The 25,920-nt window shown below is 43.3% G+C and carries 28 protein-coding genes; 21 read left to right on the top strand and 7 right to left on the bottom strand.

Annotated elements, in window-relative coordinates; genetic code table 11:
* Positions 1-137 precede the first annotated feature (137 nt).
* The 7 genes from V5M37_RS25300 to V5M37_RS25270 all read left to right on the top strand — a co-directional run bounded on the left by V5M37_RS25300 (position 138) and on the right by V5M37_RS25270 (position 5,900).
* Positions 138-1,487, top strand: a complete 1,350-nt coding sequence (locus V5M37_RS25300; protein ID WP_423799647.1) for a cytochrome ubiquinol oxidase subunit I — start codon at positions 138-140, stop codon at positions 1,485-1,487.
* Positions 1,484-2,509, top strand: a complete 1,026-nt coding sequence (locus tag V5M37_RS25295; RefSeq protein WP_423799646.1) for a cytochrome d ubiquinol oxidase subunit II — start codon at positions 1,484-1,486, stop codon at positions 2,507-2,509. Before V5M37_RS25300 ends, V5M37_RS25295 begins: the two co-directional genes overlap by 4 nt.
* Positions 2,510-2,524: 15 nt before the next feature.
* Positions 2,525-2,626, top strand: a complete 102-nt coding sequence (gene cydS, locus V5M37_RS25290; RefSeq protein ID WP_423799645.1) for a cytochrome bd oxidase small subunit CydS — start codon at positions 2,525-2,527, stop codon at positions 2,624-2,626.
* A 64-nt stretch (positions 2,627-2,690) separates the two neighbouring features.
* The gene (locus V5M37_RS25285; RefSeq protein WP_213117673.1) at positions 2,691-3,140 is read left to right on the top strand and encodes an Lrp/AsnC family transcriptional regulator; all 450 of its coding nucleotides are present in this window, start codon (positions 2,691-2,693) and stop codon (positions 3,138-3,140) included.
* Positions 3,141-3,331: 191 nt separating this feature from the next.
* Positions 3,332-3,910: a chromate transporter gene (locus tag V5M37_RS25280; RefSeq protein WP_423799644.1), complete on the top strand. Its 579-nt coding sequence runs from the start codon at positions 3,332-3,334 to the stop codon at positions 3,908-3,910.
* Positions 3,910-4,440, top strand: a complete 531-nt coding sequence (locus V5M37_RS25275; RefSeq protein ID WP_213144491.1) for a chromate transporter — start codon at positions 3,910-3,912, stop codon at positions 4,438-4,440. The genes V5M37_RS25280 and V5M37_RS25275 overlap by 1 nt, the downstream gene beginning before the upstream one ends.
* 290 nt (positions 4,441-4,730) lie before the next feature.
* On the top strand, positions 4,731-5,900 hold the full coding sequence (locus tag V5M37_RS25270) for a chromate transporter (RefSeq protein ID WP_423802685.1): 1,170 nt from the start codon (positions 4,731-4,733) through the stop codon (positions 5,898-5,900).
* Between the two features lie 9 nt (positions 5,901-5,909).
* Here V5M37_RS25270 and V5M37_RS25265 read toward each other — a convergent pair whose 3' ends face one another.
* On the bottom strand, positions 5,910-6,590 hold the full coding sequence (locus V5M37_RS25265; protein WP_423799643.1) for a YqjF family protein: 681 nt from the start codon (positions 6,588-6,590) through the stop codon (positions 5,910-5,912).
* A gap of 123 nt (positions 6,591-6,713) precedes the next feature.
* Between V5M37_RS25265 and V5M37_RS25260 the strand changes: the two genes are divergently transcribed.
* The 3 genes from V5M37_RS25260 to V5M37_RS25250 all read left to right on the top strand — a co-directional run bounded on the left by V5M37_RS25260 (position 6,714) and on the right by V5M37_RS25250 (position 10,481).
* Entirely contained in the window at positions 6,714-7,085 is a 372-nt protein-coding gene (locus V5M37_RS25260) for an ArsR/SmtB family transcription factor (RefSeq protein ID WP_213117676.1), read from the top strand.
* On the top strand, positions 7,078-9,138 hold the full coding sequence (locus tag V5M37_RS25255; protein ID WP_423799642.1) for a heavy metal translocating P-type ATPase: 2,061 nt from the start codon (positions 7,078-7,080) through the stop codon (positions 9,136-9,138). Before V5M37_RS25260 ends, V5M37_RS25255 begins: the two co-directional genes overlap by 8 nt.
* 407 nt (positions 9,139-9,545) lie before the next feature.
* Complete coding sequence (locus V5M37_RS25250; protein WP_423799641.1) at positions 9,546-10,481, top strand: cation diffusion facilitator family transporter; 936 nt, start codon at positions 9,546-9,548, stop codon at positions 10,479-10,481.
* Between the two features lie 37 nt (positions 10,482-10,518).
* On the opposite strand, the gene V5M37_RS25245 is transcribed toward V5M37_RS25250, so the two are convergent.
* The 3 genes from V5M37_RS25245 to V5M37_RS25235 are packed head-to-tail and all read right to left on the bottom strand — an operon-like array spanning position 10,519 to position 13,667.
* Positions 10,519-11,433: a pseudouridine-5'-phosphate glycosidase gene (locus tag V5M37_RS25245; protein WP_423799640.1), complete on the bottom strand. Its 915-nt coding sequence runs from the start codon at positions 11,431-11,433 to the stop codon at positions 10,519-10,521.
* A 3-nt stretch (positions 11,434-11,436) separates the two neighbouring features.
* The gene (locus V5M37_RS25240; RefSeq protein WP_423799639.1) at positions 11,437-12,540 is read right to left on the bottom strand and encodes a PfkB family carbohydrate kinase; all 1,104 of its coding nucleotides are present in this window, start codon (positions 12,538-12,540) and stop codon (positions 11,437-11,439) included.
* A gap of 50 nt (positions 12,541-12,590) precedes the next feature.
* A complete protein-coding gene (locus V5M37_RS25235; RefSeq protein WP_423799638.1) occupies positions 12,591-13,667 on the bottom strand; it encodes a BMP family lipoprotein in 1,077 nt (358 codons plus the stop codon).
* 232 nt (positions 13,668-13,899) lie between these two features.
* Here V5M37_RS25235 and V5M37_RS25230 point away from each other — a divergent pair, with 232 nt between their 5' ends.
* From V5M37_RS25230 to V5M37_RS25190, 9 genes are all read left to right on the top strand, one after another.
* Positions 13,900-14,202 carry an urease subunit gamma gene (locus tag V5M37_RS25230; protein WP_213144166.1) on the top strand — a complete coding sequence of 101 codons (303 nt, stop codon included), beginning with the start codon at positions 13,900-13,902 and terminating at the stop codon, positions 14,200-14,202.
* A 23-nt stretch (positions 14,203-14,225) separates the two neighbouring features.
* The gene (ureB, locus tag V5M37_RS25225; RefSeq protein WP_423799637.1) at positions 14,226-14,555 is read left to right on the top strand and encodes an urease subunit beta; all 330 of its coding nucleotides are present in this window, start codon (positions 14,226-14,228) and stop codon (positions 14,553-14,555) included.
* Complete coding sequence (ureC, locus tag V5M37_RS25220; RefSeq protein WP_423799636.1) at positions 14,552-16,264, top strand: urease subunit alpha; 1,713 nt, start codon at positions 14,552-14,554, stop codon at positions 16,262-16,264. The genes ureB and ureC overlap by 4 nt, the downstream gene beginning before the upstream one ends.
* Positions 16,265-16,275: 11 nt before the next feature.
* Positions 16,276-16,734 carry an urease accessory protein UreE gene (gene ureE / locus V5M37_RS25215; RefSeq protein ID WP_378583165.1) on the top strand — a complete coding sequence of 153 codons (459 nt, stop codon included), beginning with the start codon at positions 16,276-16,278 and terminating at the stop codon, positions 16,732-16,734.
* Entirely contained in the window at positions 16,724-17,410 is a 687-nt protein-coding gene (locus tag V5M37_RS25210) for an urease accessory protein UreF (protein WP_423802684.1), read from the top strand. Before ureE ends, V5M37_RS25210 begins: the two co-directional genes overlap by 11 nt.
* Before the next feature lie 22 nt (positions 17,411-17,432).
* Positions 17,433-18,044: an urease accessory protein UreG gene (gene ureG, locus V5M37_RS25205; RefSeq protein WP_423799635.1), complete on the top strand. Its 612-nt coding sequence runs from the start codon at positions 17,433-17,435 to the stop codon at positions 18,042-18,044.
* Between the two features lie 2 nt (positions 18,045-18,046).
* A complete protein-coding gene (locus V5M37_RS25200) occupies positions 18,047-18,871 on the top strand; it encodes an urease accessory protein UreD (RefSeq protein WP_423799634.1) in 825 nt (274 codons plus the stop codon).
* A 75-nt stretch (positions 18,872-18,946) separates the two neighbouring features.
* Positions 18,947-19,618, top strand: coding sequence for a sulfite exporter TauE/SafE family protein (locus tag V5M37_RS25195; protein ID WP_423799633.1), 672 nt, complete (start codon positions 18,947-18,949; stop codon positions 19,616-19,618).
* Between the two features lie 60 nt (positions 19,619-19,678).
* Positions 19,679-19,894 (top strand): hypothetical protein, encoded by a 216-nt coding sequence (locus V5M37_RS25190; protein WP_423799632.1) that lies wholly within the window; start codon positions 19,679-19,681, stop codon positions 19,892-19,894.
* 152 nt (positions 19,895-20,046) lie between these two features.
* On the opposite strand, the gene V5M37_RS25185 is transcribed toward V5M37_RS25190, so the two are convergent.
* Positions 20,047-20,970 carry an urea transporter gene (locus V5M37_RS25185; RefSeq protein WP_423799631.1) on the bottom strand — a complete coding sequence of 308 codons (924 nt, stop codon included), beginning with the start codon at positions 20,968-20,970 and terminating at the stop codon, positions 20,047-20,049.
* A 360-nt stretch (positions 20,971-21,330) separates the two neighbouring features.
* On the opposite strand from V5M37_RS25185, the gene V5M37_RS25180 reads away from it, so the two are divergent.
* The gene (locus V5M37_RS25180; RefSeq protein ID WP_423799630.1) at positions 21,331-22,806 is read left to right on the top strand and encodes an alanine/glycine:cation symporter family protein; all 1,476 of its coding nucleotides are present in this window, start codon (positions 21,331-21,333) and stop codon (positions 22,804-22,806) included.
* A gap of 64 nt (positions 22,807-22,870) precedes the next feature.
* Here V5M37_RS25180 and V5M37_RS25175 read toward each other — a convergent pair whose 3' ends face one another.
* Positions 22,871-24,235: a sensor histidine kinase gene (locus tag V5M37_RS25175; protein WP_423799629.1), complete on the bottom strand. Its 1,365-nt coding sequence runs from the start codon at positions 24,233-24,235 to the stop codon at positions 22,871-22,873.
* A complete protein-coding gene (locus V5M37_RS25170) occupies positions 24,232-24,936 on the bottom strand; it encodes a response regulator transcription factor (RefSeq protein ID WP_423799628.1) in 705 nt (234 codons plus the stop codon). The genes V5M37_RS25175 and V5M37_RS25170 overlap by 4 nt, the downstream gene beginning before the upstream one ends.
* A 207-nt stretch (positions 24,937-25,143) precedes the next feature.
* Between V5M37_RS25170 and V5M37_RS25165 the strand changes: the two genes are divergently transcribed.
* The gene (locus V5M37_RS25165; protein ID WP_423799627.1) at positions 25,144-25,878 is read left to right on the top strand and encodes a sulfite exporter TauE/SafE family protein; all 735 of its coding nucleotides are present in this window, start codon (positions 25,144-25,146) and stop codon (positions 25,876-25,878) included.
* Positions 25,879-25,920 lie beyond the last annotated feature (42 nt).

The following is a 25,920-nucleotide window of genomic DNA, read 5'->3' as shown; positions in this document are numbered from 1 at the left end:
CTATTATCGGTCGTATTTTTTCAGGTTAATGAAAAGCTGATGGAATGGAGAACATAAGGACGTTTCGAAAAAATTCCAAACCACCAAAGATGAAACATACATAACATTTCCTTAGAAAGGTGGTCCAGTGAGGAAAAATGGTTAACCAAGAAGCGGTTTTTTTCAGCCGGGTTCTAACCGAGCTGACTCTATCCTTCCATATCATATACGCAACGATCGGCGTCGGGGTACCGCTGATGATTATGATTGCCCAATGGGTGGGTATCAAGAAACAGGATGAACACTACATTTTATTAGCAAGAAGGTGGACAAGGGGATTTGTTATCACGGTGGCGGTGGGTGTCGTGACCGGAACAGCGATTGGTCTGCAGCTGTCGCTTCTCTGGCCGAATTTCATGGAACTGGCAGGAAATGTGATTGCCCTGCCGCTGTTCATGGAAACGTTCGCCTTTTTCTTTGAAGCCATTTTTCTGGGAATCTACATTTATACCTGGGATCGTTTTAAAAATCAGAAGAAGCACCTTCTTTTATTAATACCTGTAGCATTGGGTGCCTCCTTTTCCGCCATATTTATTACTATCGTCAATGCTTTTATGAACGCCCCGCAAGGCTTTGACATTGTAAAAGGGCAGCTGGTGAATGTCAGCCCGCTGGTTGCGATGTTCAATCCGGCAATGCCGACAAAAGTTGCTCATGTCTTGTCCACGGCCTATATGACCTCTGCGTTTGTCCTGGCTTCCATCGGGGCTTATCGCCTTCTCATAAAGGGCTCCAAGCAAATGTATCACAAAAAAGCTCTTTTCTTAACGATGAAGCTCGGCCTGATTTTTTCCGTGGCCACCGCAGTCATCGGCGATTTTTCCGGAAAATACCTTGCTGAATACCAGCCGGAAAAATTAGCTGCGGCAGAGTGGCATTTTAAAACAGAGAAAGGCGCACCGCTTTATCTGTACGGAGTTGTTGATAATGGGGAAGTGAAATATGCTTTAAAAATTCCATTTGGTCTTAGTATTTTGGCACACAGCAATCCAAATGCAGAAGTAATTGGGCTCGACCGTTTCCCTGATAATGTGGAACCTCCTCTCTATATTCATTACCTATTTGACACAATGGTCACTATCGGGATGGGATTGACGTTCCTTGCCTTTGTTTATGTCCTTGGGATGCATTGGAAATGGAGGATTATTTATAAAAAATGGTTTGGCTGGCTGCTGGTGCTTTGTGGGCCATTGTCGGTGATTGCAATTGAAGCAGGCTGGTGGATGACGGAGGTAGGCCGGCAGCCGTGGATTCTCCGCGGCATCATGCGGACAAGTGAGGCAGCCACGGGCAGCGGTCAGGTCGATACGATGTTAATGCTGTTTTCGCTGCTTTATCTCATCCTTGGGATTGGCAGTATTCTCGTCCTGATTAAGATGTTTCGTAAAAATCCAGTTGAACAGGAACTGGCGGACCGCGACGCGGAAAAGGCAGGTGACCTAAAATGACGCTCGAAATACTTGGAATAACGGTTCTAGGAGTATTTTTGTTTGGCTATATCATCGTTGCCTCTATCGATTTTGGTGCTGGGTTTTTTAATGCCTTCAGTGTCGTCACGGGAAAAGAACACATTTTAACCAGAGTAATTCAACGTTACCTTTCTCCTGTATGGGAAGTGACCAATGTGTTTTTAGTATTTTTCTTTGTTGGGATGGTCGGCTTTTTTCCAAAAACTGCTTATTACTACGGGTCGACGCTGCTTGTTCCGGCGAGCATTGCGACGATACTCCTGGCGATACGTGGCGCCTATTATGCTTTTACAATCTATGGAGGCCTGAAGTACAGACGATACACCATCCTGTACGGATTGACTGGATTATTTATTCCTGCTTCCTTGTCCATCGTGCTGGTTATTTCCGAGGGCGGTTTTGTCACAATAAGAAACGGCGGACCAGAGCTCGACTACTGGGTGTTATTTACTAGCCCATTATCGTGGAGCATTGTCGTGTTAAGTTTGACGTCGGTTTTATATATATCTGCCGTCTTTTTGACCTGGTATGCTCAAAAGGCGAAGGATTATAATGCAGCAAATCTGCTTCGAAAATATGCCCTTGCTTGGGCGGGACCGGCAATTATTACCGCATCCGGTATCATTGTGGAGATGAGGACGCATAATCCCGAACACTATGAGCGTCTCCTTAATTTATGGTGGCTGTTCGGGTTATCAGTTTTGTTTTTTGCTGGAACCGTGTATTTGCTTTGGAGAAGGATTGCCTACGGTTTCGCCTTTGTGCTATTGGCTGGGCAGTTTACGGCCGCCTTCCTCGCATACGGAATATCGCACTATCCTTACCTGTTGTACCCGTACCTTACGATTTATGACGGCTTTACAAATAAAGCAATGGCCACTGCGTTGGTGACGGCCTTTATTGCCGGGCTCTGTTTGCTTATTCCATCCCTTTACCTGCTGCTCAAGCTGTTTTTGTTCAACAAGGATTATGTGCAAGGGAACCGCAATGATCATGTATAGTGAGGGGGCTTCTTTTTGGAAGAATTCTTAATGTTTTACGCGCCGTTTATTGTAATATTTCTTTCTGTGGCTGCCGCGTTCTGGGCTGCCGGTAAAGATGACGCGGTTAAAAAATAAATTTCATTGCCCGTGAATTATGATAAAATGAACGAAAACATCCATTTACAGGGAATGAGATTTGATGAAAATAGATGAAGTGGATCGAAAAATTCTTGCCATCCTGGCTGAGAACGGCCGGGCGTCCTATGCCGATATTGGCAAGGAACTGAATTTGTCGCGGGTGGCGGTCCGCGAGCGGGTTAACCGGATGGAAGAGTCAGGCATTATTGAAAAATTCAGCGTGGTTATTAATTCTGAAGCTGTCGGGAAAAAGGTATCTGCTTTTTTTGAGGTTGACTGCGAGCCTGCGTATCTCGTCTCGGTGGCGGAAAACCTCGCCAACAACCCGAATGTGGCAAGCTGCTATCAGATGACAGGCCCGAGTACGCTGCATATGCACGTTCTCGTTGAGGATTTTGCTTCGCTTGAAAAATTTATCAATCAGGAGCTTTACGCGGTGGAAGGCATTACCCGGGTCGAAAGCCAGATTATGCTGCGCCGCTTCAAAAGCCGTACCGGATTAAAGCTATAATCCTTGAAGGTCATCCTTCATGGATTATTTTTTTGGGGAAAATAATAGACAGTATTATAAATGTGCGTTAAAATGATGAAAAATCTAAATAATTCCAATTGTTAATAATAATCATCTTTTTGGTTAACAAACGAAATGATATGGCATATATCTTTTAACAAGTAGTTTCGAGTGAAAAGGAATTGATAAGAATGAAACAGTATCTTGATTTGTTTGTGGCTTTTTTTAGGTCAGGAATGCTTGGGTTTGGCGGCGGCCCCTCTGCAATTCCACTTGTCCATAAAGAAGTCGTGGGAACTTTTAAATGGATGAATGATGAAGAGTTTGGTGACACTTTGGCCCTCGCGAACGCCCTTCCCGGTCCGATCAACACGAAAATGGCAGGATATATCGGTTATCGAGTGGCAGGAATCCTTGGGCTTTTCACAGCGATCCTTTCCTCGATTCTTCCGACCATCGCCTTAATGATTATCTTGCTGACGTCGTTGTCTGCCTTTAAAGACCAGCCGTGGGTACAGGGAATGACGAAAGCGGTCGTTCCGGTTGTGGGTGTTATGCTCGCTGTCCTGACCTGGCAATTTTTCCAAAACGGCCAGAAGGGGATGGGCTGGAAAGGAAATTTGGCAATGGTCGCAGTGAGTTTTGTTATTATGGAAATTCTCGGGATTCACCCGGGAGTCCTTATTGCCGGCCTGCTGGCTTGGGCGTTATTTGGCCGTGAGAAAAAGGCGGAAACCGAAGCTGTAGAAAAAGAGAGGAAAACGATATGATGCTTCAGTGGAAAATCTTTTTGGCGTTCTTTATCCCGGGCATTCTTGGCTATGGCGGCGGTCCTTCATCCATTCCGCTGATTGAAAACGAAGTGGTGGACCATTACGGCTGGCTGACGGTGCAGGAATTCAGCGAAGTGCTGGCGCTCGGAAACTCGCTGCCCGGCCCAATTGCGACAAAGATGGCGGGGTACATCGGCTACCAGCAAGGCGGCATTCTTGGAGCAATCGTTGCTGTGTTCGCCACAGTTGCACCATCACTGATCCTGATGATTTCGCTTCTGGGTTTGTTGTATAAATTTAAAGATTCCCCGAAAGTGAAGAAAATGACTCTGTACGTAAGGCCAGCTATCGCCGTTATGCTTGGGGTCATGGCTTATAACTTCTTTTCAGGCTCCTATTTTAATATCGGCATTTGGCAAACCTTGTTTCTGGTCGTTGCCAGCTATGTACTGATGGAAAAATTAAAAATCCACCCGGCATTCGTGATTATGGGCGCGCTTGGTTATGGAGCAGTGTTTTTGAGTTGAATATACCTATTTTAAGGAGGGCCTTCGCGGTTCTTCTTTTTTTGAGGGATCAATGCGGCGGTTATCCGCCGAATTTGCAGGTTAATCCGCCGAAACCCAGATAGTATCCGCCAAATTCGGGGGGATATCCGCCAAACTTTTGAAAGTATCCGCTGAAATCCGAAAGTAATCCGCCAAACCTTTTAAGAGCTATAATTTCATTGGAAAAGGTCATTAATTTGCTAGAATAAAGGTATCTAAGACTAGCTTGCAGAAATGTAAGTTTAATAAAAAATAGGAGAAATAACGTGATCAAGACATTAATCGAAATTTTACTTGTTTCAATAAGGTTGGGATTAACTTCATTCGGTGGTCCTATCGCTCATTTGGGTTATTTTCATGAAGAATATGTCCGGCGCCGGAAATGGCTTGATGAAAAGAGCTATGCAGATCTGGTGGCATTGTGCCAATTTCTCCCCGGTCCCGCCAGCAGCCAGGTGGGGATCGGTGTCGGCGTCATGCGCGGCGGCGTATTAGGCGGAATCCTGGCATTCATTGGATTTACGGCTCCTTCAGCGGCAGCCCTTATTTTTTTGGCTCTTTTTCTAAAAGGAATGGAAATAAATGATGCTGGCTGGATCCACGGCTTGAAAATTGTTGCGGTTGCAGTTGTTGCCCACGCCATTCTAGGAATGGCCCAGAAATTAACACCGGATAAACCCACAAAGACAATCGCGCTCCTGGCAATTGTAGCTGTGCTGCTATGGCAAACTGCCTATTCTCAGGTCGTGATCATAGTGCTAGCAGGGCTGGCAGGGTTGATAATTTTTAAAAGTCGAGAAAACAGCCAAGAAACAGTCAATGTTGAGTTTCCGATTTCGCGGCGTTTTGCCGTAATATGTTTAGTCAGTTTTTTCAGCTTATTGATCGTTCTCCCGCTGCTAAGAGGAGTAGCCTCCACTAGCATGCTTCCTTTATTCGACAGCTTTTACCGCTCCGGGGCGCTGGTGTTTGGAGGCGGTCATGTGGTTCTGCCATTGCTCGAACGCGAATTTGTTCCGACCGGCTGGTTATCAAAAGAGGAATTTCTGGCAGGGTACGGAGCAGCACAAGCAGTACCAGGTCCTTTATTCACCTTCGCCGCATATATAGGGGCAGTTATCAATGGATGGAAGGGCGGCCTCATCGCAACAATAGCTATTTTCTTGCCAGCCTTTCTGCTCGTTTTCGGGACGCTTCCGTTTTGGAGCACCTTAAGGCAGAGCCCGCGAATAAAAGGAGCCCTAACAGGAGTAAATGCTGCAGTTGTCGGTATTCTAATTGCCGCCTTTTATAATCCAATTTGGACAAGTTCAATTCATGCGCCTCAGGATTTTGCCCTTGCCGCTGTACTATTTTCCATGTTAGCTTATTGGAAACTGCCGCCATGGATTGTGGTGGTATCGGGAATAATCATCGGTTCTCTATTTTCTATCTTGTAAAAAGTCGTTCTACTCCTGGAGCGGCTTTTTTAATGGAAAAATAAAGGCTTCCTTCTTCAATGAGTAATGAAAAAGCTTCGGCTCCTCATTTAATGGAACATGAGCGACTGTATTTTCTAAGATTTTAATTTTTGCGGAATTGACCTTCCAGCTTTCATGACAAATATCTCCCCGTAACAGATGCGTTCCCCACTTCGAAAACAGCGTATATCTCTCAAGCAGCCAGCTGTCGAGACTGCCTGGAACCAATGGGGCTGCCTTTCCGAGGGGCTCATAAACAGCTGAAAATTTCCCATTCCCAAACGTCCGCTTGCTTTTAAAAACAATTGCCTCTTTATGAACTCCCATTTCTATATTTGCCAGTCGAAACGGTAGGGAAGCCGCCTTAGCCCCCATAACAGCAAGCGGATGGTTCGCATCGAGTGAGAAAAAGTAAACCCCTGAAATCCCACGGTACCTAACGTATGTACGAACGTTCAATTCTAAAAAATGATTCAAAAGAGGCAGCTCAGGAAAAAAACGTAATCGCTGGTGTGTAACCTTGAAGGGAAGAATGGTCACCCATGCCCTTCCTTCAAATAAATCCAACTCCAACTCCCGCGGGATAAGGGATCTTATTGTTTCCGCTTCTGCCTCCCAATGTATAAACATCAAATGCTCCCAGGTTTGCTTTATCATCCAAGAATCCATTTTAAACCTCTCTTTTTTAAAACTAACATTCAAATCACCATTTGAATAAAAATGTTTGACATTCAAACCTGTATTTGAATATGATATATTCAAATACAGGTTTGAATGAAGAAGGTGTTACTTATGAAGGAACGCGATGTTTGCGAGATTAATTGTGTGGATAGTGAAAAAACAGCACGAGTTCAGCAGCAGCTTGAGAACAGCTCGCATATCCTAGAAGTCACCAAGCTTTTTAAGGCATTGTCGGATGAAACACGGATGAAAATTGCTTATGCGCTTACGCTCGAAGACGAGCTTTGTGTTTGTGATGTCGCCCATATCGTCGGGGCGACGACGGCAACGGCATCGCACCATTTGCGCCATTTAAAAAGCCTTGGCCTCGCCAAATACCGCAAAGAGGGCAAGTTAGTTTATTATTCCCTTGATGATGATCATGTAAAACAGTTAATTCATATTGCCTTTGAGCACCAGGTAGAGGTGATGGACCGTGGGTGAAGCGCTTGAAAAACAAGTTTACCGCGTTCAGGGTTTTTCCTGAACGAGCTGTGCCGCCAAGTTCGAAAAGAACGTGAAACACCTGGAGGGTGTTGTTGATGCACAGGTCAATTTCGGAGCTGCGAAGCTCACTGTCTATGGAAATGCCAGTTTGGAAGAACTGCATGAAGCTGGCGCGTTTGAAAAATTAACCATCTACCCAGAAAAAGAAAAGCGGGCACCTGCACCGAAAGAACCGTTTTGGAAGCGGTATTCGCTGCTGGGCTTGTCCGTATTGTTCCTGATTGCCGGGTACCTTTTTACAACTAACCTTTTGTTTGCCGCAGCCATTCTACTGGGAGGGTTCCCTCTTTTTAAAACAGGCCTGAAAAACCTAACCCGTCTCGAGTTTGATATGAAAACGCTGATGACGATTGCGATTATTGGGGCAGCCATCATCGGCGAATGGAGTGAAGGGGCTGTCGTCGTCATTCTGTTTGCCATCAGCGAGGTGCTCGAGGGATACTCAATGGATAAAGCGCGGGCTTCGATCCGTTCGCTGATGGAGATAGCGCCGGCAGAAGCTGTGGTTGTCCGAAACGGCCGGGAATTGACGTTAAAAGCCGAGGACATTGAAATAGGCGACATCATGCTCGTCAAGCCCGGGCAAAGGATTGCCATGGATGGAGTAATCGTTGAGGGGGCGTCCTCCGTAAATCAAGCAGCCATTACAGGAGAGTCGATCCCAGTTGAAAAGTCCGTCAATGACGAAGTGTTCGCAGGAACGCTTAATGAAGAAGGCTTTTTAAAAATAAAGGTCACTAAACTGAGCGAGGACACGACCATAGCAAAAATTATTCATTTAGTGGAGGAAGCGCAGGCGGAAAAGGCGCCGTCTCAAGCATTTGTCGACCGTTTTGCGAAATACTACACGCCGGTCATTATGGCGGTTGCAGCACTGGTTGCGGTGATGCCGCCGCTTATATTCGGAGCCAGCTGGCAGGAGTGGATTTACCAAGGGCTCGCCGTGCTGGTAGTCGGCTGTCCGTGTGCGCTGGTGATTTCTACTCCAGTCTCGATCGTAACGGCCATCGGAAATGCCGCCCGAAACGGGGTCCTTATCAAAGGTGGCAGTTTTTTAGAAGAGACAGGCGCCTTAAAAGCGATAGCTTTTGATAAAACAGGTACATTGACAAGAGGGGTTCCGGTAGTAACCGATTTTATTAATTTTAGCGGGGACGATAATCTCCTTGAAAAAGTCGCTGCACTTGAGAGCAAGTCCCAGCACCCGCTTGCAGGAGCGATTATAAAAAAAGCGGTACACACCGAATACTTGGTCGAAAACTTCTACTCGATTACCGGAAAGGGTATTAAGGGTTTAGTGGGCGGCACGGAATATCTGGTCGGAAACGCAAAGCTTTTTACGGAAATTCCCGCGGAGATTCAAAGCCACATTACCTTTTTGCAAAACCAGGGTAAGACAGTGATGATCATCGGTACGGAAAAAGGTATTCTAGCTTTGATTGCCGTTGCTGATGAGGTCCGCGACCGCAGCCGCGATGTCATTGAGCGTCTTCATCAGCTGGGGATTAATCAGACTGTTATGCTAACCGGTGATAACCGAGCGACGGCCGAGTCGATTGGCCAGCATGCTGGGGTTAGCAGCATTGAAGCTGAACTTTTGCCAGAGGATAAATTAGCTTTTATAAAAAAGTTGAAATCGCAGTTTGGAAGAGTGGCGATGGTTGGCGATGGTATCAATGACGCCCCAGCCCTAGCTGCTGCGACCGTTGGAATTGCGATGGGCGGGGCCGGGACGGACACGGCGCTGGAAACAGCTGACATCGCTCTAATGAATGATGATTTGAACCAGCTGCCGTTTACGATAAGTCTAAGCCGGAAAACATTGCGGATTATTAAACAAAATATTACCCTGTCTATAGTGGTAAAGCTTTTGGCTCTGCTGCTTGTCGTACCCGGCTGGTTGACCCTCTGGATTGCCATCTTCGCCGACATGGGCATGACCTTGATTGTCACATTAAATGGATTGCGTCTTTTGCGGGTTCAAGACTGAAAATGTGGTTTTTTTAGGATTCGCAGATATATTTCGAAATTCGCAGATATAATCAGGAATTCGCAGATATATTTTATAATTCGCAGATATATTTTATAATTCGCAGATAAAATCAGAGATTCGCAGATATCTTGGGAAAATTCGCAGATATATTTTAGAGCGCGATAATCTATTTCTAAATACGCTTATTTTTTGGCTGAATTCGCAGATATTGCTGATTAACGTGGTAAATCCGCTGTTAAACTCCACGAAATCGCTGATATATTGAAAGCTTCCTGTCATAATGAAAAGCTATGTATCGAAAAATCAAGATCAGAAAAAACTAACCGTATCGTAATCGTAATATTTTCGTTTTAGAAAAAGAGAAATCGCAGGCCTGTATCAAAAAGGCTAATGGGGGGAAGAACATGGGTCACCATCATCATCACCATCATGGACACGGTCATGGCCACTCGCATGGTCATTCACATACAAGCAACAAAAAAGCGTTATTAAGTTCCTTTATTTTAATAGCAGCCTTCATGGTCGTGGAAGTTATCGGCGGGCTTTTAACCAACAGCCTGGCGCTGCTTTCAGACGCGGGGCATATGCTCAGCGACGCCGCTGCACTAGGGTTGAGCTTTTATGCAATTAAGCTTGGGGAAAAGGCAGTTTCTCAGGAAAAAACATATGGCTATAAACGATTTGAAATCATTGCGGCTGCGTTAAATGGCTTAACATTGATTCTAATTTCGATTTATATTTTTTACGAAGCCTTCCATCGCTTTTTCAATCCGCCGGAAATTCAAAGCACCGGGATGCTGGTCATTTCCGTCACAGGTCTAATCGTGAACATTATTGCTGCCTGGATTTTAATGAAAGGTGACAAGGATGAAAATTTGAACGTCCGCAGCGCATTCCTCCACGTTCTTGGCGATATGCTAGGATCTGTTGGGGCCATTATAGCGGCATTGCTCATCATGTTCCTCGGCTGGGGCATCGCCGACCCGATTGCCAGCGTTATTGTTGCTGTGCTGATTCTAATCAGCGGGTTTCGGATCACGAAGGATTCTTTCCATATTTTAATGGAAGGGGCGCCGACACAAATTGATATAAATCAGGTGAAGGAGGCGCTCGGAAAAATTCAGTATGTAAAAGAAGTCCATGACCTCCATATTTGGACTATTACCTCCGGGTACCCGGTGTTGAGCTGCCATGTCACCATTTATGATGACGGGGTTCATGATGATATTCTCGCCCAATCACAGAAAATTCTCCATGATGATTTTCATATCGAACACAGCACCATTCAGGTCGAAAAAGAAGCAATCGGCTGTCCGAGCCCGCATGGAACGTGTAATTGAAAAAGGAGCCGCTATGGCTCCTTTTTCAATTCAAACCTTATTTCATCGAATTAAAGCTTACAGCAATTTTTGCCCCAACAACAGCATTGTTTTTAACTAAAGCAATGTTGGCATCCAAGCTCTTGCCTTCTGTCAGTTCTTTCACCTTGCCGAGCATGAACGGTGTTACATCTTTACCTGTGATGTGGCGTTCTGCCGCCTCTTTCAATGCTGTTTCGATAACGCCATTAATAAATTCCTCTTCCATGGCATGTTCTTCAGGAATAGGGTTGGCAATTACCGCTCCGCCTTTTAGGTTTAAAGCCCATTTCACTTTTAAGGTAGAGGCGATTTCAGCTACATCATCGGCACGCAGGTTTAATGAAAATTCACTCGTGCGTGTGTAGAAAGCAGGAAGGACATCAGTTTGATAACCGATAACTGGTACGCCTTTTGTTTCTAAATATTCCATCGTTAATCCTAAATCGAGAATCGATTTAGCACCTGCACAAATGACAGCCACATTGGTTTGTCCAAGTTCCTCTAAGTCTGCTGAGATATCCATTGTGGTCTCGGCACCGCGGTGAACCCCGCCAATACCGCCGGTCACGAAGATATGAATATCGGCCAATTCAGCACAAATCATCGTTGCTGCTACTGTAGTTGCGCCAAGTTTTTTAGTCGCAAGCAAATAAGCTAGGTCGCGTCTTGATGCTTTTGCTACTCCGGAACTTTTCCCGAACATCTCTAACTCTTCATCCGATAATCCGATTTTAATTTTTCCATCAATGATAGCAATTGTAGCTGGAACGGCTCCATTGTCACGGATGATTTGCTCCACTTCACGGGCGGTTTGCACGTTCTGCGGATAAGGCATGCCATGAGAAATAATTGTAGATTCTAGGGCAACGATTGGTTTTCCTTGTTCCTTTGCGGTACGTACTTCTTCAGATAATGTAATATATTCTTTCATGACTTATTCCCCCATGTCTTTTAATAGTTGTTCTGCAGATAAATCCTGTCGAACCGTATATGGTGATTGTAAGGTTTTCGATGCATTGATACTTCCGGCCTTAGCAATTTCCAATAATGTCCTACCTTCTAGCCAAGAGTAAATAACAGCCGAAGAAAAAGCATCTCCTGCCCCGGTTACATCAACGATTTCCTTCGCTTCAATAGGGGGTACATGGAAAATGCCTTCCTCTTTATTCCCAACCATGGAGCCTTCTTTTCCATTAGTGATGACCACATTGGAAATCCCCAAAGACAGCCATTTTTCCACGGCGTTTTTCCAATCTGAATCATTTTTGATTTCATGATGAAAATAGGTTTCCGATTCATCCCGATTCGTAATAAGCCATGTTACACCATCAAGTTCATCTGGCAAACGGTTCATCTTTGGTGATGAAACAGGTATTAAGACGATCGGCAGGTTATGGCTTTTGGCAAAATGACACAAATATTGGACCGTTTCTTTTGGGCAATTTAAATCGACGATGATACATTTTGATTGTGTAAAAAATCCCTCATGCTTCCGCAGTAATTCAGGTGTAATGGCTTCATATACATCCATATCCGCAAGCGCAATGACTAATTCGCCGCTGGAGTCAAGAACGGCTGTGTACGAGCCCGTTGCTTTTTCTGCGAATTTGGAGACTGTTTCTAAATTCATGTATGACGCCGAGGAATCTTCGATAATGGTCCAGTCCTTATCTGCGCCGGCAGCAGATATAAGTGAAACCTCCAGCCCTAGGCGACCCAAGTTTTCAGCGATATTCCGGGCAACCCCGCCGGCATTCTGGGTGACATAGCTGGGATTGGAAGTACCCAACTGTGCCTGCCCTTTAATATGAAATTTACGGTCAATATTCGCTCCGCCAATGCAAATGACATGCTGTGATTCACTTAGAATATAGGCCCTACCTAAAATATGACCTTTTTTGATCAGCCCAGAAATCATGTTAGCAATCGAAGGCCGAGACAATTCTAAATTTTGCGCAAGCTCTTGCTGCGAAATATAGGGGTTTTTCCGGATTAAATCGAGAATCAATTGTTCTTTCTCAGTCAGTTTTTCAGGCATAAACTCACCCCATAAATTACACTAATCTAAAATTCCCCTAATCAGTGCTATTATTGTTTTGGATTAAATGTCTTTAATTCATCACGTGTTTCAGGAACCTTTACAGCACCTGATTTGATTTTCTCAATCCAGTCTTTAACGGTTGCATCAATATCGGCTTTGTTTGCTGCCTTTTCATTGATTGGTGCTAGGCCGACACCATCTTCGGCTAAACCGTATAGCGCAACTTTACCACCAGGGAAATTACCGTCTTTTGTTTTAGTGGCAAGGTCTTTAACTGCTACATCCACACGTTTTAGAGCAGAGGTAAGGACCACATCCTGACCCATGTCAGATTGGTCGCGGTCAACACCGATAGCCCAAATTGCTTTGTCGGGATTTTTTGCCTTTCTGTCATTAGCTTCCTTGAATAGTCCAACCCCTGTTGCACCTGCAGCGTGGAAGATGACGTCCGCTCCTGAAGAATACATTTTAGAAGCGATTGCTTGTCCAACCTCAGCTTTATCAAATGCCCCTGCATATTGAACATCGACTTGTACCTCCGGTTTAACAGCTTTAACTCCAGCTATGAAACCAGATTCGAAGCGTTCGATAACGGGAATTTCCATTCCGCCAATAAATCCGATATGGTTAGATGTTGTTGTTTTTGCAGCTGCTATTCCCGCAAGAAATCCTGCTTCCTGCTCTTTAAAAAGAATGCTCGCCACGTTTGGAAGCTTTACTTCAGCATCGACGATGGCAAATTTAGAATCTTTTTGTTGCTTTGCAATTTCTTCAACTGCAGACGGCATTAAGAAGCCAATCGCATAAACTAAATCAAATTTTTCACGAACAAGTCTGTTTAAGTTTGTCGTATAATCGGCATCCGATTTGGAAGCAAGGTAATCATACCCGCCTCTCCCCTTCTTCAAGCCATTTTCCTTACCAAATGCTTGCAGGCCTTCCCAAGAAGATTGGTTAAAGGATTTATCATCGACACCACCGATGTCAGTAACCATACCAACAGAAAATGTGTCCTTTTTGCCGCCGCCAGTGTCTTTGTTATCGTTACTTTTTCCACATGCACCCAAGAGCGTGCCTGCTGCAAGAACAAGTGATAGTGCCATACCAATTTTACGTTTTTTCATTTTGTGTGCCTCCCTAAGTTGTATTTAAGTGTTTCGAACTTTTGTTTATCGTATAAACTTTCGTTTGTATTATACGACTTAAAAAATTCTAGGTCAACCTTTTTAAACAAATACTAAATCTTAGTATTTCCCAAAAAACATTTCATGTGCTGTTTAAACGAAATCGATATGGATAATCTATTGAAGGTGGTTAATTTTTACAAAAATGACAACTATTAAAGGAGGCTGGGCAGTGTTACTAGTACCGCGTGAGTTAGACAAGCTTATGATTGTGGTAGCCGCTGATCTTGCTAGACGAAGACGGGAAAGAGGATTGAAGTTAAACTATCCCGAAGCAGTGGCCTTAATCACCTATGAAGTGTTAGAGGGGGCAAGAGACGGAAAGACGGTAGCGGAATTAATGAAATATGGGGCTACCATCTTAACGCGTGATGATGTCATGGAAGGAATTCCGGAAATGATTGACGACATTCAGGTAGAAGCTACTTTCCCTGACGGAACAAAACTTGTGACTGTTCATGATCCAATTCGATAAGAAGCAGCAGGAGGGATAATCAAATGGAATGGGAACCAGGTCAGTTATTTTTAAAAGAGGAACCAATCATCTGCAATGAGGGCCGTGAAATACACAGGGTCAGAGTAACTAATACAGGAGACCGGCCGGTCCAAATCGGTTCGCACTATCATTTCTTTGAAGTAAATGATGCCCTGAAGTTTAATAGGGAGGACGCTTTTGGAAAACGGCTAAATATTCCTGCTGGGGCAGCAGTTCGTTTCGAACCAGGTGATGAAAAAGAAGTAGAATTGGTTTGCTTTGGAGGGGAACAAAAGGTTTATGGATTTAATAATAAAACCGATGGGTCCGTTGAAAGTGGGTGTGGAAAATGAGTTTTGAAATGCCGCGCAAGCAATATGCCCAGATGTTTGGGCCAACTACTGGAGATTCGATTCGTCTAGCGGATACCAATTTAATCATTCAGATTGAAAAGGATTTTACCACCTATGGAGAAGAGGTCGTCTTTGGAGGCGGAAAGGTCATCCGCGACGGAATGGGACAGCATCCGCTTGTCACCCGCGGCGATGGGATACCTGATGTCGTGATAACTAATGCAGTTATATTAGATTACACCGGAATTTTTAAAGCAGATCTAGCGATTCGTGACGGGAAAATTTCCGGAATCGGAAAAGCGGGAAATCCGCTGGTGATGGATGGGGTTGATATCGTCATCGGGGCTTCCACTGAAATCATTGCCGGTGAAGGAATGATTGTGACAGCAGGCGGCATTGACACACACGTCCATTTTATTAATCCGGAACAGGTGCCTGTTGCCCTTTCAGCGGGGCTTACTACTTTAATTGGCGGTGGCACAGGTCCATCTGCAGGTTCAAGGGCGACAACGGTTACACCGGGGGAATGGAATATCCATCGCATGCTTGAGGCAGTCGAGGGCCTGCCGATCAATGTTGGTTTGACCGGAAAAGGCCAAGCGGCAACCGAAGAACCGCTGGCTGAACAAGTACGGGCCGGTGTGATTGGACTTAAGGTTCACGAAGACTGGGGTGCTACACCTTCAGCCCTTGACCATGCTTTGCAGGTAGCGGATCAATATGATGTGCAAGTGGCACTTCACGCAGACACCTTAAATGAAGCAGGATTTGTTGAAAATACGATGGCGGCGATTAAGGACCGGGTCATTCACATGTATCATACGGAAGGCGCCGGAGGCGGGCATGCACCTGATTTGATTAAATCGGCAAGCTTTATGAATGTCCTGCCGTCCTCCACAAATCCGACGCTTCCATATACCATCAATACAATTGATGAGCATCTTGACATGCTGATGGTTTGCCACCATTTGAATCCTTCCGTACCTGAAGATATTGCCTTTGCCGATTCCAGGATTAGAAAGGAAACGATTGCTGCTGAAGATATCCTGCAGGATATGGGGGTTTTTAGCATGACCAGTTCCGATGCTCAGGCAATGGGCCGGGTTGGCGAGGTGGTCACCCGAACCTGGCAGGTGGCCGACAAGATGAAACTGCAAAGAGGCTCCTTGCAAGGTGACAGCAAACTATCTGATAATAACCGGGCCAAGCGTTATATTGCAAAATATACGATTAACCCAGCGATTACCCATGGGATTGCAGATTATGTCGGGTCGATTGAAGTAGGGAAAATCGCTGACCTTGTCATTTGGTCACCCGCATTCTTCGGGGTGAAACCGGAATTGGTAATAAAAAGCGGCTTCATTGTAATGGGGATGATGGGGGATGCCAATGCTTCTATTCCAACACCGCAGCCGGTAGTTTGCCGGCCGATGTATGCAGCCACTGGAAAAGCCTTGGCGAAGAGCTCGATTACGTTTGTGTCTCAGGCAGCTTATGAAGGTAAAGTTCACGAAAAGCTTGGCTTGGAAAAAGTAATTCTGCCTGTCCACGGAATCCGGAAGCTAACCAAAAAAGACATGAAGCTTAATTCGGAAACACCTGAGCTTTCCGTAGATCCGCAAACATATGAGGTAAGAGTGAACGGGGAGCATATCACATGTGAGCCAGCTGAAAAATTACCGATGGCCCAAAGATATTTCCTATTTTGAGGTGAAAAGGCATGTTAATTGAACGAATTGAAACCAATATTGAAAATATGGAAAAGGAAGAAATATTCAGACGCCATATTGAAAAAGTATACCTCGAAAGTGATCATCTCGTGAAACGTGTTCAGCGAGTTAAAACTGACCACGGCCGGGAAATCGGCATTCGTCTGAAGGATCCACGTGACCTTGTGGCCGGAGATGTGTTGTTTTTGGATGAAAAAAATATGATTGTCGTTGACGTAATTGCTGATGATTTAATCGTCATTAGTCCCCGCAATTTGAAAGAAATGGGGACCATCGCGCATCAATTGGGTAATAGGCACCTTCCAGCCCAATTTGAGGGTGATGAGATGATGGTCCAATACGATTACCTTGTAGAAGACCTGCTAAAGGAGCTGGAGATTCCCTATAAACGGGAAAATCGAAAAGTGAAGCAGGCGTTTCGCCATATTGGTCATAGTCATGGAGAGTAAATTATTAGCATTGTTTCAGCTTTGTGATTCCAATTTTCCAACAGGAGCCTTTAGTCATTCCTACGGTTTGGAAAGCTATATCCAAGAGAATACGGTTCATAATTCTGACACCTTTTCACAATGGCTGCAGGTTTATATTGACGAGCAGCTCATCTATTCAGATGGGCTGGCAAGTCTCCTTGTATATCAGGCATTGGAAGAGGATGATTTTGCTAAAGTCTGGAAGCTGGATCGATTATTGACTGTCCAAAATTTGCCGCGGGAAACGCGGGAGGGCAGCCAAAGAATGGGTGAGCGGATGTTAGAGCTTGTTCAGTCTTTATATGATGCACCTGTTCTAGCAATTTATAGAAAAAGGATTAGCGCAAAGCAATCTTTTGGTCATCCTGCGATTGTCTTTACGATGGCAGCCCATTATCTTGGTGTACCAAAACCAACAACTGTTTTATTTTACCTTTATTCAGTTGTATCCAGCATTGTTCAAAATGCCGTACGAGGGATTCCATTAGGGCAGACGGCAGGTCAGAGAATCCTTCATGATATTCAGCCTGTTTTAATAGCAGCTGTTGAAAAAATAGGTCAGATGGATGAAGAGGACTTTGGCATTGTCTCACCTGGTATCGAATTATCCCAAATGAGGCATGAACGTGTGAATATACGAATTTTCATGTCATAAAAAAAGAAAGGATGTTTTCATTATGGATCCAATTAAAATCGGTGTAGGCGGCCCTGTTGGGGCAGGAAAAACGATGTTAGTGGAAAAATTAACACGTAAATTGAATGATGAAATTAGCATGGCAGTTGTGACAAACGACATTTATACAAAGGAAGATGCTAAATTTTTAATGCAAAACGGCGTACTTCCCTCCGACCGGATTATTGGCGTGGAGACCGGCGGCTGCCCGCATACGGCCATTCGTGAGGATGCATCAATGAATTTTGCGGCAATCAACGAACTAAAAGAAAAACATCCGGATGTCGAGCTGATTTTTGTGGAAAGCGGCGGCGATAATCTGGCAGCCACCTTCAGCCCGGAATTGGTCGACTTCTCCATCTATATTATTGATGTGGCTCAAGGAGAAAAAATTCCGCGCAAGGGCGGGCAAGGAATGATTAAATCTGATTTATTTATTATCAACAAGACCGATTTAGCCCCGCATGTCGGAGCCAGGCTTGACGTCATGGAGTCAGATACAAAGGTTTTCCGCGGTGACAAACCATTTGTCTTTACCAATCTAAAAGATGATTCAGGGCTGGATCATGTGATTGATTGGTTAAAGGAAAATGCATTATTAAAAGGATTGGCCTAACCATGAAGGACTGGACAGGTGTTCTTCATCTCGAAGCAGAGGAACGGAAAGGAAAGACTGTCGCGAAAAATGTGTATTTTCAGGGCGCATTTAAAGTAATGCGCCCTATTTACCATGATAATTCCGGTCAGGCCTGCTATTATTTATTAAATCCTGGCGGCGGCTATTTGGATGGTGACCGCTATCAAATGAAGGTTTCCCTCGGTGAGAATGCCAGGATGACGTTAACCACACAAGGAGCCACAAAGATTTATAAAACACCGAATAGGCATGCCTACCAGGAATCAGAGATTACTCTTCAGGCAGGCAGCTACCTTGAGTTTATTCCTGATCCGTTAATTGCTTACCAGAATGCGAAATATAAACAAAAAAATGTAATTCGGATGGACAAAACTGCCACTTTTCTTTATTCGGACATCATTACCCCTGGCTGGTCACCGGAAGGAGAACATTTCAGCTATGAAACCATCCAATTGTTGAATGAGATTTACATTGATGATGAACTAGTAGTTTACGACCATATAAAATTAAAACCATCCCAACAAAATTTACGTGGTCTCGGTTTTATGGAGGGGTATTCCCACTTGGGTTCGATGCTTGTGGTTGGGACGCAGTCCGGCAGTTCCTTGCTTGACCAGTTATATTTGGCAATTGAAATGAATACAAATGATTATAAAGTTGGACTGTCCTCACTGCCGGTCCCAGGATTTACGTTACGTGTGTTTGCGAATTCCACTCAGGTGATTGAAAAAATTTTTTCGGACATTCATCGGATGATTAGCCAGGAATGGTTTAGCAGGAAACCAAGCTTTCTTAGAAAATATTGATAGTTAACCCGGTAAACCAAAATGGCTGCCGGGTTTTTAATAGATAGATAAAAGTAAGTTTGGGGAGGAAAGAAAATGGATGTTACCTTTTTTTCGGTATTGGCGTTAGGGTTTATTTTGGGCATTAGGCATGCGATTGAACCGGATCATGTGATTGCAGTTTCGACGATTGCAAGCCAGAGCAAAAAACTTTGGCATGCATCGCTTGCCGGCGTTTTTTGGGGAATTGGGCATACAGCCACACTATTTATTATTGGGATTTTTTTAATTCTAATGAAAAATGATATTCCAGAAAAATGGGCCATGACGTTGGAATTTTTGGTAGGAATTATGCTGGTATACTTAGGTGTCGCAGCGATGTTATCGATTCGAAAAAACCGCACGCCTCACCGAGAACATGGCCACGTACATAATCCTGCGAGTGTAAATCGGGGGAGATATTATAAATCCTTATTCATCGGATTTGTTCACGGGCTTGCCGGCAGTGCGGCGATGGTGCTGCTGACGATGAGCACGGTTCATTCGGTGTGGCAGGGAGCATTATATATTATCGTGTTTGGCATAGGTACGGTCATTGGCATGTTAATTTTTACAACAATTATTGGCATTCCGTTCATTATGAGTATGAAACAAATGGTTACAAGTAAGGCCTTGATTTTAACTACAGGCGCTGTAAGTACTGTGTTTGGGTTTTACTATATGTATAATCTAGGCGTAAATGATGGTTTATTTAACCTTTGGATGTAACCTCCGCATACGTCTTTAAGTTTATGGAAAAACTCTAATTGAAAAAAGGAGGTTAAGGGCATGTTTGAAAATTTCGAAGTCAACCATTTATTTGAGGATTCAGTCCGGAAACACCCGCATTTCTCACTAAGTATTGAGGGTCAAGAGTATAAGGGAATGGTTAAAGATGATAAAATCCATTGGTACCAGCCGCATCCTAAACAAAAGATTGAAGAAGAGCATTTAAGTGCTGTTGAAAGTCAGGTCTATGGTATGATGCAAGAGCATCTCGAGTAACGGTAAAAGGATGTCCAAAAAGGGCATCCTTATTTTTTTAGCTAATAAGAAAGTATAAACTTTCTGTCGAAAGCTTTAAACTTTCTTAACGCATAAATTCAACTACGCCTCTGTCTTCGTCCTATCGGACTCGCCAATCGGCGAGTTTCCATTTAGATTCTTGGCATAATCTTTCTTGCAGCAAGAAACACCCATGTGCATAATACGAAAGGCATTGTTAATGCCGGTAGTCCATAAGGTAAAAGCCAGGTCACGACACTACCGGTAATGGGAACAGTTAAACAGGCGGCGATAATACCGGTTAATAGCGGATACCGGGCAGTTTCCTTAAAAACAATGGCTACAGCAATTATTGTTAAAATGGCATTGTACCCATAAAGCCCCATAAAAATTAGATGATGCTCTCCCCCAAGACCGTACGATGTTAATAATGCTGCTGCATTTCCAACTATAGCGTAAACTCCCAATCTCCATCCGGCCCAGAATACAGCGATAAAAAGTAATACTCCAGAAAAGTTGTTATCAAGGAAAAAAATTTGTCCAATTCCATTTACTGCACCATCAAGCCAATCTGTCTCCCCTTTGATATTTAACGTCCAATTAGATAAAGATTGCGGGGTGAGATTTGGGCTAATCTTAAATGATACCAGGCGGTAAGTAGTCAGCAGCAAAAACCAGGTTAGGACGATAAAAGGGAACGTGAGAACGGGAATTTCCGATTGCGATTTCCGCATGAAATGGGCCATCGCTGCTGTAAAAACGGATGCAATGGCAGCGCCAACCAATGCAATGAGAAATCGGTCATCACCGCTTAAAAATAAGGAAAGGGCCATCCCAGTGAGTACTGAGTTATATCCATATAACCCCTGATTGACGCTTTCTGCACTAGCCCCGCCAATTTTTCCGATTAAAGTTCCGATAACAGCGGATAAAAGTGTGACCACCCCTAGAGAAACGGAGGCGATGGTGATTGCAGCCAGAATAATAAACCCAGAGATGGCATTTTCAATTAAAATTACTTGAGAGATTCCTTTTAAAGTAGACACCAGCAGCCATTTCAATGAGTCCCTGTTCATACTATTACCTGTATTGTCATGAATGACAACCACTCCTTTGCAGAGAATGAAAGCAGCAATTTGTTTTATAAAGAAACCCTTAATAAATTTCCCCGAGAATGACGAAAGTATGAGGATAAAGAAGGTAATCTTGTTAACTTAAGCTTTAATTCGTCCAAATTAATCTTGAAAGGTCTTTTGCAAGGTTCAAATAAACCAAAATAGTCCAAAGGTCAATATATAAAGATATTTCAGTAAAATCTAAATAGATGAAATATTCTATTGAAATATTATCTTCAATTAATTTATAATTTTTTTATCACCTTGTTATATAACATCTTTGAGGAGAAAATTTGTAGTACATAACAAAGGGGGAATTTTATGTTTGAGAAACTGGTCACAAGCATTACAGGTTATTTATGGAGCCCGCCACTCATCGTCTTCATCGTTGCGGTAGGGCTGTACTTTAGTGTCCGCACCGGATTTTTGCAAATTCGTCATTTTAAAGAAATGATTCGTTTAATCTCTTCCGGTAAGAGTTCCAATGAGGGGGTATCTTCCTTTCAAGCATTGGCCATGTCATTATCAGGCCGTATAGGTGTCGGTAACATTGCTGGAACGGCAACGGGAATTGCCTTTGGAGGACCAGGTTCTGTGTTTTGGATGTGGGTGATTACCTTTATTGGTGCAGCATCTGCTTTTGTGGAATCCACACTTGCGCAAATTTACAAGGAAAAACAAGACGGAGAGTATCGAGGCGGTCCGGCCTTCTATATTGAAAAAGGGCTTGGATGGAAATGGTTTGCGGTTATTTTTGCGATTGCCACTCTCCTTGCTATGGCTGTATTGATGCCGGGTATTCAGGCAAACTCCATCGCAGAGGGCATCAGCAATGCATTTGGCATTGACAGGAAGGTTACTGGTTTAGTAGTTGTGGTCCTAATGGGTCTTATTATTTTTGGCGGGGTTAAGCGGATTGCTAGAGTGGCAGAATTTGTCGTGCCGTTTATGGCTGGTGCATATTTATTGATTGCTATTGCCATTATTGCGGTTAATTTTGATAGAATTCCAGAAGTATTTTCCCTTATTTTTAAGAGTGCTTTCGGAGCAGAGGAAATGTTTGGCGGAATTCTCGGTTCGACGATCATGTGGGGTGTAAAACGCGGTCTATATGCGAATGAAGCAGGACAAGGTACAGGTGCCCACCCCGCAGCGGCAGCAGAAGTATCACACCCGGCAAAACAAGGACTTGTACAAGCATTTTCGATTTATCTTGATGTATTCCTAGTAGTTACATCGACTGCACTTATGATTTTATTTACAAATTCGTATAATACCATTAATGAAAAAACTGGCAAAATCCTAGTTGAGCACCTCAAGGGAGTGGAGAGTGGTCCTGCTTTCACGCAAGCGGCAGTTGATACCATCCTGCCTGGATTAGGTTCAGGATTCATTGCTATCGCTTTATTCTTCTTTGCTTTTACAACCATATTTGCCTACTACTATATTGCGGAAACTAATCTAGCATATTTAGTAAAGGGTAAAAATAGGAAGTTGTCTATGACAGTTTTAAAGATTGTCCTTTTAGGTGCTACTTTCTATGGGTCTGTAAAAACAGCAGCAACCGCGTGGGCCATGGGGGATATCGGACTTGGAATCATGGTATGGTTGAACTTGCTGGCCATTCTTTTATTATTCAAACCAGCACATATTGCTTTAAAGGATTATGAAGCACAGCTGAAGCAAGGGCTGGATCCAGAGTTCAATTCAACTAAACTGGGTATCAAGAATGCAGATTTCTGGGCTGATGGTTATAAAAAGTCTGAAAATGATGAACAGAAACGTGTAGCAAATTAAGCAAAAAAATGTATAAAGCAGGACAAGGCAGCAGGGAGGAGTACCAATTTCCTGCTGCCTTTATTTATTTCCTTAATATTATGATGAAACAAGTGCCCTGCCCCACTTTACTTTCAACCGTAATTTCTCCGCCGTGTGCTTCCACTAATTGCTTGACAATCGAAAGGCCCAAACCAAAGCCGCCGGTTGCCCTTGATCGGGATTTATCCACTCTGTACAAGCGGTCAAAAATATAAGGAAGATCCTCTGGGGGGATGCCAATCCCCTGATCCTGAATAGTTATTTGAATGGTCTCGTTATTTTCCGCCACTTTGATAAAGGTTGTGGCACCTTCCTTTGAGTATTTAAGACTGTTATCAAGCAAATTCAAGATGACTTGCTCAAACCGGGCAGGATCCAGGTCAACAGATAAATTTTTAGGACAATTTATCAATAAATCGTTTCCTTTATTCTTAAAAGCAGGCAGCACTTTATCATAGACTGATTTTAAAAAAATAAATAATTCCATTTTTTCTTTTGTGATGGAAAATGTGTTCTGGTCCAATTTCGCAAGGTCGAATAACTCCTTCAGTAATTCGCTGACACGCCGGGATTCTTCCTGGATGATATTCAGGTATTGGGCCCTGTCCTTTTCATCCAGGCCCTGTCTGCTGGCGATATCAGCGTATCCGCTAATATAGGTCAGCGGCGTTCGCAGTTCGTGTGAAATACTGGCCAAAAATTCATTTCGTTCTTTTTTTAGGTGATTTAGATCATTTGCTAAAGTCTGAATCGATAGGGCCAGTTCCCCTAATTCATCCTTTGAAGGTGTCGGAAGAGTAACGGAAAAATCCCCTTTGCTCAATTTCTTAGTTGCTTTTGTCATCGATATTAGCGGCTTCGTTAAAACCTTTGATAAAAAGAAAATCGTAATCAAAATAAAGAAGAGAATTAATAAAGAGGCCAAAAGAAAATGCTTATTCAACTGTGTGATAAGTTTTTGAACCTCAGCAGTGTTCTTGAACATGTAAACATATCCCGCTTTATTTCCATTGCTTTTAAAAGCTGTCACAGTTGCGATATAAGGTTCCCTTTGCCAATCATCTTCTATGATACTTCCATTTCGCGGAAGGTCTAGGATTGGCTTTTTTAATACCGCCTGAATATTGCTATCCATATTTCCAGAAGAAACCAGAACATTTCCCTTTGTATCTGTAATCACGACCTCTGTATCCGTGTGGGATTCCATTAAACCAATATGATGCAGCGTGGAGGGGTCTGCACTAATTTCTAAGACAGCACGATGACTGTTTCCCCTAGCCTGCAGTGCGTGTATTTCCCGGTCCACTTGAGAATGAACTAAATTGTTGTGAAGAAACCCCATCGAAAAAACTTCGATAACTAATATGCAGAAAAAGAACCATAAACCGAATTTAATGGAAATTTTCATGATTTACTCCGTTGCGATTCCGATCCCTCATTAACCCATTTATAGCCGACTCCCCATACAGTGAAAAGATGCTGATTAATCGGAAACCCGGCATGACGTAATTTATCCCGTAGGTTACGAATATGGGAATCAATGGTGCGATCGTCAATATTGGATTCTAGGCCCCAAATCGTTGAAAGTAAATGCTCACGGGAGAATACCTTTTGTGGATTTTTTAAAAATAAACCAATCAGAGCAAATTCTTTTGGAGTGACCGAAACAGGCTGGTTTTGATATTTTAATTCAACTGAATCTTCTTTCCATTCCAGTCCTTTAAACATTAAATGATGATCGTTGTCTTGACCGGTTCTTCTTAAAAGTGCTTCCACTCTAGCTAAAAGTTCTGCCTCGTGAAATGGTTTGGTTATATAATCATCTGCACCTTTTTTTAGCCCTTTCACTACGTCTGCCGTTTCACTTCGGGCCGTCAGCATGATAATTGGGACATCTGAAAACTCACGGATTTTTTCGGAGGTCATCCAGCCGTCCATTTCAGGCATCATCACATCGAGAATAACCAGGTCAATTTTTTCTTTTTGTAGAAAATTTAACGCCTGTTTACCGGATTCGGCTTTGATACATCGGTAGCCGTTTGGTGTGAGGTAAAGGCCCAAAAGGTCAAGCATTCGAGTTTCATCATCGACAAGAAGAATTGTTTTCATATTTCCACCACCTATACAATGTTTATACCATAATGATAGAAGAATAGTTCCCTGATTTTTTACAAAAAAAGCAATTTATATTGTTCTTGTATCAAGAATATGTACTGACGGTCTTTAAAAGGTTTGGATTTCGTCATTTTTTCTCCATAAAACCTGCACGATTGTGTGTTAGACTAATTCTATTAAAATGGTATTTAAGGTGATATCATGTACAATTTATTTAGCAAAATCAGTGCAGTGTTAAGCCAACCGTTTTTTGATATGGCAAATAGTTTAGAATCATGGCCGATTATTTTTGCTATAATTCTAGGGTTGGTAGGAGCCCTTGCCCCCTGCCAGCTGACAGGGAATATTAGTGCCATCACCCTTTATGGCAACCGTTCGATTCAACGGAAAATTGCCTGGAAGGATGTTTTCTTTTTTACTCTGGGAAAAATAATTGCCTTTTCTCTATTAGGTGTTTTGGTTTGGCTGCTTGGAAAAGAAATTGAACAAAACCTTACCTTTGTTTTTCCATGGCTTCGCAAGATAATGGGACCCTTATTAATTTTTGTGGGACTATTTATGGTAGGGATCATAAAATTTAGAGGGACGTTCAATCTCTTTAAGGGAACGAAAGAGTACAAACATGAAAATCCTTTTGGATCCTTTATGCTTGGGTTTAGTTTTTCACTAGCCTTTTGTCCGACCATGTTTATTCTGTTTTTTGTTACCCTAATGCCAGTTGTGCTCTCAAGTCCGTATGGATTTATTCTTCCTCCAGTATTTGCCCTAGGTACTGCCATTCCATTATGGATTATCATTTTAATCATTTGGTATCTCGGTGGAAGCGGTGCGATCATGAAAAAAGGGAGAAAGTTTGGGGCATTCATTCAAAAAGCTGCTGGCATCATTTTGTTGCTTTTAGGAATTTTTGATACATTAACTTATTGGTCCTTATAAAAGTTATTTTGAAAAACAACGAATTCCTTCGTTGTTTTTTCA

This window comes from Neobacillus sp. SAB-20_R2A, assembly GCF_049568635.1.
Taxonomy (GTDB): domain Bacteria; phylum Bacillota; class Bacilli; order Bacillales; family Cytobacillaceae; genus Neobacillus; species Neobacillus citreus.
This window is presented reverse-complemented; position numbering and strand designations above follow the sequence as displayed.

Coding starts and splice junctions, on each gene's coding strand:
- V5M37_RS25245 (WP_423799640.1), bottom strand. CDS start 11,433: ATGAAAGAATATATTACATTATCTGAAGAAGTACGTACCGCAAAGGAA.
- ureB (WP_423799637.1), top strand. CDS start 14,226: ATGGAATGGGAACCAGGTCAGTTATTTTTAAAAGAGGAACCAATCATC.
- V5M37_RS25260 (WP_213117676.1), top strand. CDS start 6,714: ATGAAGGAACGCGATGTTTGCGAGATTAATTGTGTGGATAGTGAAAAA.
- ureC (WP_423799636.1), top strand. CDS start 14,552: ATGAGTTTTGAAATGCCGCGCAAGCAATATGCCCAGATGTTTGGGCCA.
- V5M37_RS25180 (WP_423799630.1), top strand. CDS start 21,331: ATGTTTGAGAAACTGGTCACAAGCATTACAGGTTATTTATGGAGCCCG.
- V5M37_RS25280 (WP_423799644.1), top strand. CDS start 3,332: ATGAAACAGTATCTTGATTTGTTTGTGGCTTTTTTTAGGTCAGGAATG.
- V5M37_RS25200 (WP_423799634.1), top strand. CDS start 18,047: ATGAAGGACTGGACAGGTGTTCTTCATCTCGAAGCAGAGGAACGGAAA.
- V5M37_RS25265 (WP_423799643.1), bottom strand. CDS start 6,590: ATGGATTCTTGGATGATAAAGCAAACCTGGGAGCATTTGATGTTTATA.
- V5M37_RS25250 (WP_423799641.1), top strand. CDS start 9,546: ATGGGTCACCATCATCATCACCATCATGGACACGGTCATGGCCACTCG.
- V5M37_RS25190 (WP_423799632.1), top strand. CDS start 19,679: ATGTTTGAAAATTTCGAAGTCAACCATTTATTTGAGGATTCAGTCCGG.
- V5M37_RS25210 (WP_423802684.1), top strand. CDS start 16,724: ATGGAGAGTAAATTATTAGCATTGTTTCAGCTTTGTGATTCCAATTTT.
- V5M37_RS25240 (WP_423799639.1), bottom strand. CDS start 12,540: ATGCCTGAAAAACTGACTGAGAAAGAACAATTGATTCTCGATTTAATC.
- V5M37_RS25285 (WP_213117673.1), top strand. CDS start 2,691: ATGAAAATAGATGAAGTGGATCGAAAAATTCTTGCCATCCTGGCTGAG.
- ureG (WP_423799635.1), top strand. CDS start 17,433: ATGGATCCAATTAAAATCGGTGTAGGCGGCCCTGTTGGGGCAGGAAAA.
- V5M37_RS25175 (WP_423799629.1), bottom strand. CDS start 24,235: ATGAAAATTTCCATTAAATTCGGTTTATGGTTCTTTTTCTGCATATTA.
- V5M37_RS25165 (WP_423799627.1), top strand. CDS start 25,144: ATGTACAATTTATTTAGCAAAATCAGTGCAGTGTTAAGCCAACCGTTT.
- ureE (WP_378583165.1), top strand. CDS start 16,276: ATGTTAATTGAACGAATTGAAACCAATATTGAAAATATGGAAAAGGAA.
- V5M37_RS25275 (WP_213144491.1), top strand. CDS start 3,910: ATGCTTCAGTGGAAAATCTTTTTGGCGTTCTTTATCCCGGGCATTCTT.
- V5M37_RS25295 (WP_423799646.1), top strand. CDS start 1,484: ATGACGCTCGAAATACTTGGAATAACGGTTCTAGGAGTATTTTTGTTT.
- V5M37_RS25235 (WP_423799638.1), bottom strand. CDS start 13,667: ATGAAAAAACGTAAAATTGGTATGGCACTATCACTTGTTCTTGCAGCA.
- V5M37_RS25195 (WP_423799633.1), top strand. CDS start 18,947: ATGGATGTTACCTTTTTTTCGGTATTGGCGTTAGGGTTTATTTTGGGC.
- V5M37_RS25185 (WP_423799631.1), bottom strand. CDS start 20,970: ATGAACAGGGACTCATTGAAATGGCTGCTGGTGTCTACTTTAAAAGGA.
- V5M37_RS25170 (WP_423799628.1), bottom strand. CDS start 24,936: ATGAAAACAATTCTTCTTGTCGATGATGAAACTCGAATGCTTGACCTT.
- V5M37_RS25300 (WP_423799647.1), top strand. CDS start 138: ATGGTTAACCAAGAAGCGGTTTTTTTCAGCCGGGTTCTAACCGAGCTG.